Origin of the sequence: Clostridium sartagoforme AAU1 (assembly GCF_000401215.1) — a bacterium.
Taxonomy (GTDB): Bacteria; Bacillota; Clostridia; order Clostridiales; family Clostridiaceae; genus Clostridium; species Clostridium sartagoforme.
In genome coordinates, this window is record NZ_ASRV01000198.1 from 12206 (window position 1) to 27851 (window position 15646).

At 27.5% G+C, this 15646-nt stretch carries 15 protein-coding genes, 1 other RNA gene and 1 riboswitch; of the genes, 5 read left to right on the forward strand and 11 right to left on the reverse strand.

All coding sequences use genetic code 11. The annotated features are described in order from the left end of the window. Nucleotides 1-17: 17 nt before the first annotated feature. The 9 genes from rpmI to A500_RS15870 form a co-directional block, all read right to left on the reverse strand. Nucleotides 18-215 (reverse strand): 50S ribosomal protein L35, encoded by a 198-nt coding sequence (rpmI, locus tag A500_RS15830; RefSeq protein ID WP_005211352.1) that lies wholly within the window; start codon nucleotides 213-215, stop codon nucleotides 18-20. Between the two features lie 20 nt (nucleotides 216-235). Further along, nucleotides 236-748, reverse strand: a complete 513-nt coding sequence (gene infC / locus A500_RS15835) for a translation initiation factor IF-3 (protein WP_040437019.1) — start codon at nucleotides 746-748, stop codon at nucleotides 236-238. Nucleotides 749-1012: 264 nt separating this feature from the next. Next, a complete protein-coding gene (locus A500_RS15840) occupies nucleotides 1013-1327 on the reverse strand; it encodes a rhodanese-like domain-containing protein (protein ID WP_051993180.1) in 315 nt (104 codons plus the stop codon). A 113-nt stretch (nucleotides 1328-1440) separates the two neighbouring features. Further along, on the reverse strand, nucleotides 1441-2742 hold the full coding sequence (locus A500_RS15845; RefSeq protein WP_016208577.1) for a homoserine dehydrogenase: 1302 nt from the start codon (nucleotides 2740-2742) through the stop codon (nucleotides 1441-1443). A gap of 347 nt (nucleotides 2743-3089) precedes the next feature. Next, on the reverse strand, nucleotides 3090-3275 hold the full coding sequence (locus A500_RS15850; protein ID WP_016208578.1) for a hypothetical protein: 186 nt from the start codon (nucleotides 3273-3275) through the stop codon (nucleotides 3090-3092). Between the two features lie 162 nt (nucleotides 3276-3437). After that, a complete protein-coding gene (locus A500_RS15855; protein WP_016208579.1) occupies nucleotides 3438-4787 on the reverse strand; it encodes a uracil-xanthine permease family protein in 1350 nt (449 codons plus the stop codon). A gap of 110 nt (nucleotides 4788-4897) precedes the next feature. Next, nucleotides 4898-4999: riboswitch (purine riboswitch) on the reverse strand. A 34-nt stretch (nucleotides 5000-5033) separates the two neighbouring features. Then, nucleotides 5034-5798, reverse strand: a complete 765-nt coding sequence (locus A500_RS15860) for a YoaK family protein (RefSeq protein WP_016208580.1) — start codon at nucleotides 5796-5798, stop codon at nucleotides 5034-5036. A gap of 62 nt (nucleotides 5799-5860) precedes the next feature. Then, a complete protein-coding gene (locus A500_RS15865) occupies nucleotides 5861-7231 on the reverse strand; it encodes an MATE family efflux transporter (RefSeq protein ID WP_016208581.1) in 1371 nt (456 codons plus the stop codon). A 177-nt stretch (nucleotides 7232-7408) separates the two neighbouring features. After that, nucleotides 7409-9442: a molybdopterin-dependent oxidoreductase gene (locus A500_RS15870; protein WP_016208582.1), complete on the reverse strand. Its 2034-nt coding sequence runs from the start codon at nucleotides 9440-9442 to the stop codon at nucleotides 7409-7411. A 345-nt stretch (nucleotides 9443-9787) separates the two neighbouring features. Here A500_RS15870 and ssrS point away from each other — a divergent pair. Further along, nucleotides 9788-9980, forward strand: a non-coding RNA gene (gene ssrS / locus A500_RS20095) — 6S RNA. A 97-nt stretch (nucleotides 9981-10077) separates the two neighbouring features. On the opposite strand, the gene A500_RS15875 is transcribed toward ssrS, so the two are convergent. Further along, on the reverse strand, nucleotides 10078-11775 hold the full coding sequence (locus tag A500_RS15875; RefSeq protein ID WP_016208583.1) for a methyl-accepting chemotaxis protein: 1698 nt from the start codon (nucleotides 11773-11775) through the stop codon (nucleotides 10078-10080). A gap of 269 nt (nucleotides 11776-12044) precedes the next feature. On the opposite strand from A500_RS15875, the gene A500_RS15880 reads away from it, so the two are divergent. The 4 genes from A500_RS15880 to A500_RS15895 all read left to right on the forward strand — a co-directional run bounded on the left by A500_RS15880 (nucleotide 12045) and on the right by A500_RS15895 (nucleotide 14941). Beyond that, nucleotides 12045-12902: a GNAT family N-acetyltransferase gene (locus tag A500_RS15880; protein ID WP_016208584.1), complete on the forward strand. Its 858-nt coding sequence runs from the start codon at nucleotides 12045-12047 to the stop codon at nucleotides 12900-12902. Between the two features lie 64 nt (nucleotides 12903-12966). Then, nucleotides 12967-13254, forward strand: coding sequence for a hypothetical protein (locus A500_RS15885; protein ID WP_016208585.1), 288 nt, complete (start codon nucleotides 12967-12969; stop codon nucleotides 13252-13254). Next, nucleotides 13251-14300, forward strand: coding sequence for a tRNA dihydrouridine(20/20a) synthase DusA (gene dusA, locus A500_RS15890; protein ID WP_051993179.1), 1050 nt, complete (start codon nucleotides 13251-13253; stop codon nucleotides 14298-14300). Before A500_RS15885 ends, dusA begins: the two co-directional genes overlap by 4 nt. Before the next feature lie 131 nt (nucleotides 14301-14431). Continuing rightward, the gene (locus tag A500_RS15895; RefSeq protein ID WP_016208587.1) at nucleotides 14432-14941 is read left to right on the forward strand and encodes a flavin reductase; all 510 of its coding nucleotides are present in this window, start codon (nucleotides 14432-14434) and stop codon (nucleotides 14939-14941) included. Nucleotides 14942-15083: 142 nt separating this feature from the next. Here the strand turns inward: A500_RS15895 and A500_RS15900 are convergent, their stop codons facing one another. Next, nucleotides 15084-15509, reverse strand: a complete 426-nt coding sequence (locus A500_RS15900; protein ID WP_016208588.1) for a flavodoxin — start codon at nucleotides 15507-15509, stop codon at nucleotides 15084-15086. Nucleotides 15510-15646: the final 137 nt, after the last annotated feature.

Here is a 15646-nt window from a genome sequence, read left to right on the forward strand (position 1 = left end):
TCCTAAAAACCTCTATATTATAGGTATGGTAATAATTTCTTCATTGCTTTTTCTTGAGTAGTTGAAACATAAGCAGCTTTTCTTAAGTTTCTCTTTCTCTTAGCACTTTTCTTTGTTAATATATGACTCTTAAAAGCTTTCGCTCTTTTTAACTTTCCAGTTCCAGTTTTCTTAAATCTCTTTGCTGCACCTCTGTGGGTTTTCATTTTTGGCATGATACTTATCTCCTCTCAAGTTACGCTTTTTTAGGGCCTAAAACCATTGTCATGTTTCTACCTTCATGCTTAGCAGGCTTTTCAACAACACAAACGTCTTCTAATTTAGAAACAAAGTTATCTAATATTTTTTGTCCAATATGTCCTAATTGTGCTTCTCTTCCTTTAAATCTAACAGTGATTTTAACTTTATCCCCGTCTAATAAAAACTTTCTAGCATTTTTTGCTTTTATTGCAATATCATTTTCTTCAATAGTAAGACTGCATCTTATTTCCTTAAGAACAGTTACCTTTTGCTTTTTCTTAGCTTCTTTTTCTTTCTTTGATTGCTCATAAATATACTTACCTAAATCCATAATCCTACACACTGGTGGATTAGCATTTGGAGAAATCATAACTAAATCTAATTCTTTCTCTTCCGCAATTTTTTGAGCTTCCTTTGTTTGAAGTACACCTAATTGATTACCTTCTGAATCAATCACTCTAACTTCTTTAACTCTTATAGCTTCATTACAAGTAAAATCCTTACTTATACCAAGTCACCTCCAAAATTTTAAATAAAAACACAACAAAAATAGAGGACATATTATGCCGCCCTCTAGTATCTTATAAAAACCTAACTAAACTTATAGCTAGAAATTAATACAAAATTACATACCCTACTAAGCATTGCCGTAAGGTGAGAAACGGCTGTTTCTTCTTAAATACATCATTCATTGTATCATTGTTTTTTTGTTGTGTCAATCTTTTTACATAATTATTATTTACAAATATAGCATATATTATACCAATATATTTTATTCTATAGCTCCTGTATAATCTAAGATTCCGCCTCTTAAATTATATAATTTTTTAAAACCTTCTTCTTCTAACATAGCGCATGCTACACTACTTTTGGCTCCTACTTTACAATATACTAAAATAGGCTTATCTTTAAAATCTTCTAGTTCCTCTAGTTCCCATTCCAATTCATCTACAGGTATATTTTTAGAGTTAACTATTCTTGACTTTTTGAATTCACTAAATTTTCTTACATCTATTATTAATAATTCTTTACTATCTTTAATTAACTTCTGAGCTTGTTCATTATTAATTAATTTTATGATACTCATTTTTTCACCTCTTAATTTATTATTATAATACTTTAAATTTATATATACAACTTTCAATATAAAAATAAGAGGCACTATCGCATAGACAGTCCTCTCTTAATTTATAACTTATACTAATTAAATTCTTCCATTCTTATTATATTGTTAATTTTATAAACTGAATTTAACTTGCAAACACTATCTATTGAATTTAAAATATTGCCCTCTTTTGTGTAGTGTGTTACTAAAACTAAAGTCACTTTATTTTCATTTTCTATATCTCTACCTCTTTGAATTACAGAAAGCAATCCAACATTCATTGAACCAAAAACTGATGTTATTTCACCTAAGACCCCTGGTCTATCTTCTACTGTTAACCTTATATAATATTTGCTTATGACCTCTTCTATATTATATAACTCTTTATCCCATAAATTGTTTTTTACCACTGTATTAATATTATCTATATCAATATTACTTCTTAATATTGATACTATATCTGATATAACTGCACTACCTGTTGGTAAATCGCCAGCACCTCTTCCATAGAACATCAAATCTCCAACTGCATTCCCTTTTATGAATACAGCGTTAAATGAATCATAAACATTGGCTAATGGATGATTTTCAGGTATCATAGTTGGATGAACTCTAAGCTCTAATTTTCCAGCATTATCTTTAACTATTGCTAATAGCTTTATAACTTTTTTAAATTCTCTTGCATACTGTATATCTATTGATTCAATTTTACTTATACCTTCTCTATATACATTTTCAACTTTAATTTTAGTTCCAAATGCTAATGAAGAAAGGATAGCTAACTTATATTGAGCGTCAAACCCTTCAATATCTGATGTTGGGTCTGTTTCGGCATATCCCATTTCTTGAGCTTGCTTCAAGGCTTCATTAAAACTTAAGTTTTCAAATTCCATTTTAGTTAATATATAATTAGTTGTTCCATTAACTATTCCATATAACTTTTCTATTTTATTAGCTGTTAAACTTTCGTTTATACCATTAATTATTGGAATTCCACCTGCTACACTAGCTTCATAATTAAACATAACTCCTTGACTATCAGCTTTTTGAAATAATTCATCTCCACCTGTTGCTAGAAGCATTTTATTTGCCGTAACTATATGTTTTCTTTTATTCATAGATTCTAGCATATATTCTCTAGCAGGTTCAATCCCTCCCATTACTTCTACTACAATTTTAATAGAATCATCATTGATGATATCATTAAAATCTGTTGTTAAAAGCTCGCTAGGAACTTCTACCCCTCTTTCTTTTTTTAGATCTCTAACTAGAATTTTACTTACTTCAACTTCGTAGCCTGATCTTTTCATAATTTCTTCTTTGTTCGAATTTAGTATCATCCAAACTCCACGCCCAACATTGCCTAGCCCCAATAAAGCAATTTTAACTTTTTTCATCTTTACTCCCCCTTATACTACTTATTGCTATTATTGATATTATACTAATTAATATATTTTTTACCATATATAAATATTTTTTCATCAATATTTTTATAAGTTATTATTTTAATTGCACCTTTTTGATGAAATCTGAATTATATAAGATTTATAATTATCAACTTTCAACTACAAATATACGCTCTTCCATAATTAAAAGCTGAAAGTTAATTCCCTTTTAACTTTCAGCTTTTAAAAATTTCTTTATCATTATTCCTTATTCAAAATTAACGAATTTAAATCAACTTTATCTTCATCATTTTTTGAAATTTCATATTTGTCTTTATTACTCATAACATCCTGAAGTTCTACATAAGAATTTGTAATTTTTGATGAGTATTCATCAAAATTATATCTTCATTCGAAGTATCATCATTTATTTTTAATTTATCAACATCTTTGTTTATTCTCAAAGATGAATTTGTTTGAAAATTATGTTGTGATAAATTTTCTGAGTTTTTAAGTATCAATTCATCTAATATTCCTTTAATCATCAATAACACCTCCATATTTCTATAAAAGTATTATTAGTAACTTCTCATTAATTTATTAAACTATTTACAAATCATCCTTATATAGTTTTAAATAAACAGCAATTATAAATTAAAACCCTCAACACTTTTATTGGTTGAGGGTTTATTATTTCATTTATATAATTATGCCGCTTCTAAATCACTTTCATCAATAACTTCTATTTCTGGCTTGTCCTCTTTTAAAACTACATTTAGTATTAATGCTACTATAGTTCCAGTTGATATTCCTGATGAAAAAATCATTTTTAATCCTTCTGGTAATTGTGAAATAAATTCTGGTCTAAAAGTTACACCAAGTCCTAATCCAATAGATGTAGCTATTATTAATAAATTACGTTCATTTATTTTTACTTTACTTAATGTTTTTATTCCTGCTGCTGCAACTGTTCCAAACATTACTATGCCAACGCCACCTAAAACAGGTTGTGGAATACTATTAACTATTGCTGCAAGTTTAGGTAAAAACCCTAAAATAACTAATATAATTCCTGCCATAACTGCTACGTATCTACTAGCAACTTTAGTTAACGGTATTAAACCAACATTTTGACTAAAGGTTGTATTTGGAAATGCACCTACAAATCCAGCTATCATGCTTCCAATTCCATCTGCTAAAACTCCAGCTCCAACTCTTTTTTCTTTAAGATCTACTTGTGAAACTTCTCCAATGGCTTTTAAGCATCCTACAGTTCCAATTGATGCTACAAAATATGCTGGAACAAATGCAATGACTGCTTTTAAATCAAAAGCAACTCCATATTCCAGTATTTTAGGAAGTGAAATCCAGCTTGCTTCCTTAACTGCAGTAAAATCTACTAATCCAAGTGGAATACACGCAATATATCCAATTAACATTCCTATAAGTATTGATGCACCACTAAGCATCCCTTTTCCATAATGATTTAATAATAATGTACCAGTAAGTACAAGCATTGAAATAACTATATTTTTTATACTTCCATAATCTATTGCACCACTTCCACCTGCGGCCCAATCTATTGATACTGGTAATAATGTTAGTCCAATTAAACATACAACCGTTCCAGTAACCAAAGGTGGAAATAACTTCATTAGGGGTTTTATAAAATAGCTAAGAATCACTTCGAAAAAAGATCCCAAAATTGTTGCTCCTATTATTCCAGGAAGTCCTAAAACAGATCCAACTGTAATAGATGGAGATACAAATGTAAAGTCAGTCCCCATTATGCAAGCTACCTTAGAACCTACTGGTCCCACTCCCCTAGCTTGTATTATAGTTGCAATTCCTGCTGAAAGTATTGATGCACTTATTAATGCTGTTGATGTTTTAGAATCAAACCCTAAGGCACTAGATATAACTAGTGGAACAACTATTATGCCACCAAATGCAGCAAATATATGCTGAATTCCAAATAATATTTTTTCTAGTATTGTTGGATTATCATCAACCCCATACAATAAGTTAATTTTATCTGTTGTTTTTGAATTATTCATTCCTTCATCTCCTATCGTTTTAAATAAAAAAACACCTCGTAATCGAGGTGCTGTATTTAAAACTGAAAAGATATCTATAAATTTATTCAAAATCTACGATAATTTTATCTATTTCAAATCCAATACCTCGTAGTCTGCAAATTTACGGTTAGCAGGTAGAAACTTTCGATCCATATTATCGATGATATACGAGTTTTTTTCTAATTTATATTGTATTATACACAAGCATTAAAATTATTTCAACATTTAATTGTTTATTAAATCAACAGTACTATTCTTTTCTTTAACTTGATTCTCTCTTATATTAAATAAAATTTTTGCAATTATTAATATTAAAGAGCAAGCCCATATAGATTTAACACCTATTACTACAGTTAATATTCCTCCTAATGATGCTCCAATTAAAAATGAAAATATTATTATTGAATACCTAATTGATTTTATATAGGCATCTTTATTTCTTTCTGCTATTGCTAAATAAACTGACTGACATGCTATTCTTAAATTACCTGTACACATTGTTGTGCTGTATGGAGAATCTACTAACTTTCTAAAAGATGATATTTGTACTGATGAAACAAAGGATATAGTAACTGTTACAAATATATGCGGAACATCTTTTGGTACAAATCCAACTATGACTAACACAATTGCTTCAACAATTAAAATAATTTGCTCACCCTTAGATGATTCCAAATAATTTTCTGTAGATTTTTTCTTTATTGCCTCTGCAACAAAAACTCCTATTATGAATGATAAAATAGGAAGTACCGCCATAAATACATCATTATAATTTCTATTAGTAATACCTAAAGCAACCAATACCATATTACCAGTTTCAGCATTAGCAAATACTCCTCCCCTACATATAAATGTATATGCATCTAAAAATCCTCCTACTATTGCAAGAAGTATTCCTAAGGTTACTGATTCAACAGTATTTTTATTGCTGGGTAAATTTTTTCTTATGTCTATAATTATTTCTTTTGCTCTAAGATCTTTTATATCCACCTAATGCCCCCTTAACTCCTATAATTATTATTGTAATTAAGTTACATTTAATTTTATCTTTATTATACTCCAACTATATTTTTAAGCCATTTCTTTTGTTTATATCTTCTAAATCCTAATATAAATTTATATACTTCTTCTAGCGTTATCATTGCATAAACATAATAAATAGGTAATCCTAGAACTATTCCTCCTAAGAAGGCAAATGGAATACCAACACACCATACTCCAGTCATATCTAAAAGAAGAGATGCCTTTGTATCGCCTCCACTTCTAAGAACTCCCACAATATTTACTAAATTAAAAGTTCTAAATGGTAAATAACATACAAATACAGTTAAACATTTAGTTATATCCCTTGCTACATTATTTGGAACAGAAAATAACCTAATTAATGGAGTTCTTATTAAAATACATATTATTCCCATTATTAAGGCTAATATTAATTGTAATGTAAAGAAACTTTTTGCATGTTTTTCTGCATTATCTAATTTATTTGCACCAAGCTCATTTCCTAATATAACTGCTGTAGCTGAACTTAACCCTTGAAATAAGACAACACAAATTTGCTCAACGTTTTGTGTTATTGTTATTGATGCAACTGCCTCATCACCCATTCTTCCATAAACTAATGAATACATAGTAACTCCAAGTCCCCATATAAATTCATTTGCTATAACCGGTGATACTGTAACAAAATATCTTTTTATAAATTCTTTATCAAAATCTATAAGTTCTTTTATTTTAGCTGCTGCTGCCCCTTTATCAATATAAACAACAGATAAAATAGAAATAGCCTCTACCAATCTTGCAATAACAGTTGCAAGCGCAGCTCCTCTAACCCCTAACTCTGGTGCACCAAAATTTCCAAATATAAATGTATAATTTAATATTACATTTACTCCAATAGATACTATACTTATAAAAACTGGAGCTTTTACTTTATTAGTTGCTCTTAAAAGTGCTATATAGCAGTTTGTAACCGCAGTAAGTGGATAACTTAAAGCTACTATAACTAAATAAGATGCTCCAACTGCTATTGTGCTTTCACTTGGCGTAAAAATTCGCATAACTATATTGGGTATCAACAATCCTGCTGCCATAAAAATTATTGATGCAGTAACTCCAATTATAAGAGAAATGCCAAGAACTCTTCTTATATTTTTCACATCTCTTTTTCCCCAATATTGAGCTGTTAGTATAGATGATCCACTAACAACTCCAAATAATAATAATATAAAAACAAAGAATACTTTATTCGCAAGTCCAACAGCTGCTATAGCACTTTCCCCTAAACTACCAATCATCATTGTATCTACAAGATTTAAGGTTGTATTAAGAAGTGCTTGCATAGCTATTGGAATAGCAATAGTTATAGTTTTCTTTAAAAATTTTTTATCCTCAAACAAGTCATTCAAATATGACAATATCATTTGTCCTAATCCCCCTATCTCTATATTTTATATTATTTTCTTATTTCATTAATTTTTCAATTATAAAAAGCGTATCTTTCGATACACCTTCTATAAGAATTGCTAATATTTATATATAAAATATATTTAAATTCTAGTTTAAGTATTATCTTTAATTTTTTCTAAAATATTTTCCTTTTATTCCGTTGAATTTTTCACTTTTACTATTTCTACTTCAGTTTCATTATAAGTAACCTGTCCACCTATATCGGATATGCCTGAATCAGTTAAATAATTTGGGTTTCCATGTTTAGTCCACCATCCAGCATACATTAATACTACAAAATCACCAACAGAATTATCTATCTTTATCTTTGTTTTTATTTCACCATTTTTATTTTTCAATAATATTATTTCATTTTCTTTTGTAAATAATTCATTTGCCATTTTTTCATTTATATGTGCAATTGAAACCCCATCATTATCCATTATATGTTGACTTGATAAAGTATCTCTACTGTGATTAGTTAACAACCTAAATTTTCTTATATCTTCATTTTCTTTTTTATAATTTTTATATAATCTATTATTAAAAAATATCTCGAATTTGCCTGATTTAGTATCAAATTTTTTATCTTCCCAGGCTATAGGATTATGAATTGTAAAATGATTTTCTTTTAAAAATTCTATATCAACTTTACTATTAAAAGCTTTTAACGGCTCTAAAACCTTTGATAAATATTCTTTTTTGCTTACATAAGGATAGTTTCTTAAGTTAATTCTTTTTGCAAGTTCTTTAAAGAATTCATATTCATCCATCAATAGTTCCTTTGGTTCAACAGCTTTCTCATTATAAACTATATATGGATTATTCATTGAACTATAAATTAAGTCTTCACTTTCTAAAGTACTAGTTGTTGGAATAAATAAATCACATTCCTTAGCTGTATCTGTCATAAACATATCAAAACAAACTTTAAATTCTATATTTGAAAAAGCTTCTTTCAAATTATTTAGATCCGCCAATTGGTTTATCATATTACTTTTTGTTATTACAGCCATTTTTATTGGTTCATTAAATATATTAGCATCTATTCTTAAGTTATCATCTTTTATGTATATTTTTTCTTCATCATAATAATCTTTTCCAACTAATGAGTCATTTATAAAATCTGCTATATGACTTACATAAAAAAATCTATTTTCACAATTTTCTTCACTGTTATATGGATCAGAGTTAATTACATTAGGATAAACCTTATTCGCATAGTTAATTCCTCCACCGCTAAAGCCAATTTGCCCTGTTATTGCTCCTAAAATATCTACTAAGCTTATAGTATTTCCTCCGTTCTTATATTTTTGCATACCATACCCAAGTAGTATAGTAGAATACTTCTTAGTATATAATGTAACTAACTCTTCTATATCTTCCTTACTTACACCACAAATTTCTATTAAAATTTCAAGACTTAAGCTTTCTAAATAATTTTTGTAGTCATTAAAATTATTTACATAAGCTTCTATATAATTTTCATCATGTAAATTCTTATCAAGTATTATTTTTCCCATTGCTAGAGCTAATGCTCCATCTCCACCAGGTTTAATTCTTACATAATTATCAGCCAGTTCAGCTGTCTTTGTATAAATTGGGTCAATAACTACTATTTTACTTCCATTATTCTTTGCCCTTTTTATACTTTGCATTGTATGTATACTAGTAAATGCCGGATTTTTTCCCCATACAAATATTGTTTTGCTATTCAGCATATCATCTAATGAATGACTTTTCACATCTCCAAAATTAATTGTTTGTGCTTTAATCCCTGCACTCCAACAAGGACCTCCCTTGGATTTACTAACACCTCCATAAAAGTTAAAAAATAAATCTCCTACACTTTTAAGTAATGCACCATTTCCATATTGCTCATAATATAATATTGCCCTTGAAGAGTAATTATTTTTATAATATTCAAGTTTTTCAGTCATAATATTTAGAGCTTCATCAAAAGAAATACTCTGCCATTCATTATTAACTTTTATCATTGGAGAATATATTCTGTTTTTATGATTTAATCGATCTAAATGTGCCAACCCTTTTTTACATATAAAGCCTTTTGTATATGGGTGACTTTTATCACCCTCTATCTTCACAATTTTGTTTTCTTCAGTATATATATTGAATTTACAACAATCAAAGCAATCAAGTGTACATCCATGACTAAATTTCTTCATAAAGCACCTCTATCTAAATTTATATATTTTTATAATTTTATCATACTTTTGAATTTTTTTCTTAACTTTCTATTTTAGAATCATAACTTTTTTATTTCTTACTATAATAGTATTTTAATTTATAAAACAATAAAAATTGATTGACTTCACATATATTACTTTAATTTCATTACATCATTACCTTTTTTTGTAAATTATTACCTTTTACTACTACAATTTACTATATTATTAAAACTTCTGGATTTTTAGGACCAAATTTCTGTATATAATTATCTTGAAAATTTAAATCTATAGTGTTATTATATATTCACACTATAGATTTTAAATCTTAAATAGTAAATTTAATAAATTCTGAAATATGCGTTAAGCTCCTATTTTGAACCTACATTTATTTTACGGGAGTTCAATATTTAGATATAGAAATGTACTTTCTTATGAGTCCCTTAGACGGCATTGAAGGCGATTGAAATATCTGTGCGGACACCCACCTATCTGAGGATAGGGATCAAAATTGGAGTACCGGTATTTTGGATTTTATATGTAATTTAAAAAGCCAATATTTTTCTATATGAAAACTATTGGCTTTTTTTATTGATTTTGATTTTAATAAATCTTTAAATTATATTAAGTATGTACTATACTTTAAATTTATTTATTCTACTCATTAAATGTTTTGTCATATTATTTATCCTTTGAGCTGTAGATGCAACTTCTTCAGTAGAAGCGTACATTTCTTCTGATGAAGCCATAATTTCCTCTGACGAAGCTGAAATTTCTTCTGCTGATGCAGATGTCTGTTCAATCTTCATTAATATAGAATTTTTATCAGAGTCAATACTGTTTACAGATTTATTTACCATTTTAATTTTAGGTACTATACTATTTATCCCATCAATAATTTTATCAAAAGAATTTATTGCATAATTAACTATATCTGTCTGATTATTTAACTCTTTGCTCATAATTTCAGTTGTTTTAAGCATAGAATCTTTATCTCTTTTTGTATCACTAACCAAATTATCTATGGTAATAGAGGATATTCTACATTGCTCTGCCAGATTTCTTATTTCTTCTGCAACTACGGCAAATCCACGACCTTGCTCTCCTGCTCTTGCTGCTTCAATAGATGCGTTTAATGCTAATAGATTCGTTTGTTCTGCAATGTCATTTATTAAATTTGTCATATCACTTATTTTACTAATATTTTCACCTAAATTGCTGAATTTAATTAATACATTATTAAATGATTCTCTTATTTCATTTATTGATTTTACTAAGTTTTGCATACCACTATTACTATTAACAGCCATAGTGCCAATGCCTTCTGAGAATAACTTAACATCTTCTATTAGGTGTACAATACTATCAATTTGTTCACCAAAGTTAGTTATTATAATATTCATATCTACTAAATCTTCACTTTGAGAAGTGGTTCCCTTAGTTACTTCTTCTATTGCAGCCGTAACATTTCCTGAAGCTACAGACATTTCACCTGCAGTACCAGATAATACCCCTGCTTGTGTATCTAAAGCATCTGATGCTTTCTTAACAGCTTTGATAATCCCTGATATTTCACTTATCATTTTTGATAAAGTTCTTTTCATTGTACCAAACTCATTGTTTTTATTATCTTCTAAATTAATAGTGAAATCTCCCGTTGCTAAGATTTCTAATCTCTCATTCATATCTTTTGATTCAGTTTTTATCATTTTAACCAATTTATAAGAAAGAGTTGAAAGTATTATTATTGTCAATAATATAATAGCAATAAATACTCGTCTTGAATTAATATAAATGGTATTACCTTCATTATTTAAATCATAAGCTTTTTCTATATTGTGAGTCTTTAAATCAAATAATGCTTCTTCCGCTTTTATTGCTACATCTGATAATTTATTATAATCATCATCTGATACCTTTTTTCCATTACTTAAATCTTCATTTATTTTCTTCCAGACCTCTAAATAAACTTCATAATTGGATTGAAATTCATCCAAGTCTTTTAAATCCTGTCCATCTTTATTCACATCGCTAATTTGTCTTAAATAACTTTGAATCTTTTCATTATGCTTATCTATGCTATCATTATATTCAAAGTTATATTTAAGCATTTCTTTATTAGCTTCTATTCTCATATTAGCAAATTCTCCTCTAATTCCAGCACCAATAGATAAAGGCTGTACACTATTATTATACATAATCCCTATATTTTCATTAATTTTACTGATACTAAAATATCCGACAATACCTATTATAATTGTAAATATGATTGCTAATAATGATGTTATAAAAACACCTTTTGATAATTTTAAATCTAATAGCTTCTTTATCAATTTTTCTTCCTCCTATTATTAATAAATAACTTATTTTAAACATATGCACTAATATTGTTTATTAATTAATAATAATTATTTTTTATTATATACTATTGTACCATAAAATCTTAATATTTCTATATTTTTTTATTTCATAATTTATATAAATCTCCTTTAAATAGAAAAAGTACTAGTTGCATTATATTTTACATATCTATGATCTAACTTTTATGATAAACTCATATAAATAATAAAAGCGTTCGATAAAATCTATAAGAGGTGATTTAATGTACAATTATAATACTTTAGAAAATACATCTATTAATATCTTGTATCAAACATTTTTATCTTCATTTTCAGACTATCAAGTAAAATTTAATATTTCACTTTCTGATTTTGAAAGCATGTTAATTAGACGAGGATATACACCTAAATTCTCAATTGGGGCATTCAAAAACGATGAATTAGTTGGATTTATATATAATGGGCTAAGAATCTGGAATGGCAAGAAAACTATTTATGACACAGGAACTGGAGTTATAAAAAACTATAGAAAACAAGGTATAACTACATTAATGTTTAATTACTTAATAAAAGATTTAGTAAAAACCGATGTGGAATGTTATTTACTTGAAGTGTTAAAGTCTAATATATCAGCTTTTAACTTGTATAAAAATCAAGGATTTGAAATTGTAAGAGCATTGGAATGTTTTAAAATGAAGAAATCTAAATATAAAATATCATCAAAGGTCAATACAGAAAGTAAATATGCTTTAACTGATGAAGAGTGGAGTCAAATAATTGAATTTTGGGATATAAAACCTTCTTGGCAAAATTCTATTGATTCTATAAAGTCAGCTATTAATAACTTTATATTTTTGTTAGTGAAAGATAAATCCAATATTATTGGCTATGGAATTATCGATAAAAATACTGGTGATATTCCTCAATTTGCAGTTCATCACAAATATAGAAATAAAGGAATTGGAACAAGTATAGTAACTAATTTAATTAAAAATACACAATCAGATACAATATCTATTCTTAATATAGATAAAAGCTATACTCCTATAATAAAAATGTTATTATCTCTTGGATTCGAAAATTTTGTTGGCCAGTACGAAATGTTATTAAATTTGAAATAAAGATTTTCTTAGTTTATATAATGAATGTTATAATATTACTATAACGTTGAAAGGAGCTAAAATTTTGATTAATGTATTAACTCTTGTATTATCTTTTATTATAGCTACTATAATTTTCAATTACTTCTTTAAATATTTAATAGGAAGTGGAAAAATTCCATTCAGAGCTGCAAAAACAACTAAAGGTAAAATAGTTTGGACAATCATTTGTTGTTCAGTTTATATAGTTGGTTATGTATTTTTAGACCTTTTAAATTTAAGTATGCTAGGCTTTAACATAGGTAGAGGAATATTACTTGCTCTATTTGTAACAATGCTATTATTTGACTCTTATAAGAAAGGAAACAAATGATGGAAAAATACATTTCAAATATAAAAGCACCTAAAATTAGTATTGCTCCAATGGTGGATAAATCTCATAGACATTTTAGATATTTTTCAAGACTTTTAACTAAAGATTCTCTACTTTATACAGAAATGGTAACTGCTCAATCTATTATTAATGGCGATAGAAATAAAATTCTTTATTTTAGGGAAGAAGAAGGTGCTGTTGCTCTTCAAATAGCAGCCTCTAATGCAGAAGATGCTTATAAAGCTGTTAAATTAGCTAATGATTATAACTATACTGAAATTAATTTAAATTGTGGATGTCCTTCTGATAGGGTTTCAGGGAACTTAATGGGAGCTGCTTTAATGTCTTCTAAAGAATTAGTTTATGATATTTTATGTGCCATGAAAGAAGCAACAAATAAACCTGTAACTATAAAGCATAGAATAGGTATAGATGGTACAGGAGTTTTAGAAAGCGAAAAAACTAAAATTATAATGGATGGGTATGATGATTTACTAGATTTTTTAGATACTGTATCAAAAGCAAGACCGGATAGATACATTATTCATGCAAGAACTGCCATATTAAAAGGCCTAAGTCCAAAAGATAATAGAGAAATTCCTCCTCTTAATTATGATATGGTTTATAAGTTAAAAGAAGAATTTGACTACTTAAACATAGAGATTAATGGTGGTTTTAGAACATTAGATTCTATTAAAGAAGCTCTTAATAAGGTAGATGGAGTAATGATTGGAAGAGCCTCTTATGAGGATTGCTATCTTCTATCTCAACTATATAAACTTAATGAAAATAGCGAAGTTGTAGCTCCTACTTCAAGGGGCGAAGTAATAAAAGCTTATATTCCATATGTAATAGAGGAAATGAATAATGGAAGTAGTGTTCACTCGTTAATTGCACCTCTTCAAAGTTTATTTCAAGGACAAAAGGGAAGTAGAAAATATAAACAATTATTATCATCTTCTAATATAAAAAAAGAAAATCTATTAGAGATATTTGATAGCATTTTTGAATTAATGCCATCATCAATTTTATGGGAAAACAATTAATTTGTATTATTATCTAATAAAAATAACCATTACATCTTAATATCTTTTATATGAAAAGTATATTATTTATTTTATTATATCTATATAATAGTATATAAGTTCTAAAACAAATCACTAAGGGGGAGAATATTATGGTTAGTTTTAAAGAAATTGAACCTAAAGATTTAAATCAAAGTACATTTCAATTAATAGGTCATGACTGGATGCTTATTACTGCTGCTAAAGAGGATAAAATAAATACAATGACAGCTTCTTGGGGAAGCTTTGGTATTATGTGGGGAAAAAATGTGGTTTCTATAGTGGTAAGACCTCAAAGATTTACTAAGGAATTTATAGATTTTTCTTCAACTTTTTCACTTACATTTTTTGATAAGTCTTATAAAAAAGATTTAGGGTATTTAGGATCAGTATCTGGTAGAGACGAAGATAAACTTTCTAAAACTAATTTAACAGCTACTTATATTGATAATACTCCATCTTTTGAAGAAGCAAAGCTTACAATCATTTGTTCAAAATTATATTCTCAAGAGCTTAAACCTGAATGCTTTATCGATACCTCTTTAGATAAGCAATTTTATCCTGAAAAGGATTATCACACTTTATATATAGCGGAAGTAAAAAAAGTATTAATAAAAGAATAAAATAAAGAATCCTGATTTTCAGGATTCCTTATTTAGGGGTTATTAACAAATTAAATTGATTTATGAGAAAAATGTTATATATTAAATTAATATATACTAATTTATGTTGTATATGAAGTCATATAATAAACTATTATTGTGCCTAATTAATAAGCTTGGCTATTTGTTTTCCGTAATCTTTACATCTCTCTGCTTCTTCACCTTCTGGGGTATAATTAACTATTAATGAATCTAACGGTAAAGTTGCTCCTACTTCTCTAACTCTATCTTCAAACTTTTCCATCCATTCACCAGATCCCCATCCATATGAACCAAATAAAGCTACATTTTTGCCATTTAGATCACCTTCTATAGATTCTAGAAAAGGTAAAAATTCTCCTTCTTCTAACTCTTCATCTCCCATAGACGGACAACCTAATACAAGTAAATCCTCATTAGCAAATGACCTAACCTCTGTAGATGATATATTTACTAATTCTCCTTCTTTTCCTGAATCCTTAATACCTTCTAAAATTAAGTTTGCCATTGCTTCAGTATTTCCTGTACCACTCCAATAAATAATTTTCATATATCCTCCTTTTTCATTCTCTTTTCTTTGAGAATGATTATCAATACTATTATGATATAATAGTACATGTTTGTTAAAGTAAAGTCAATATATTTTTTCCAATAATTCATAAATTTATATAATTCATAAATTTATAT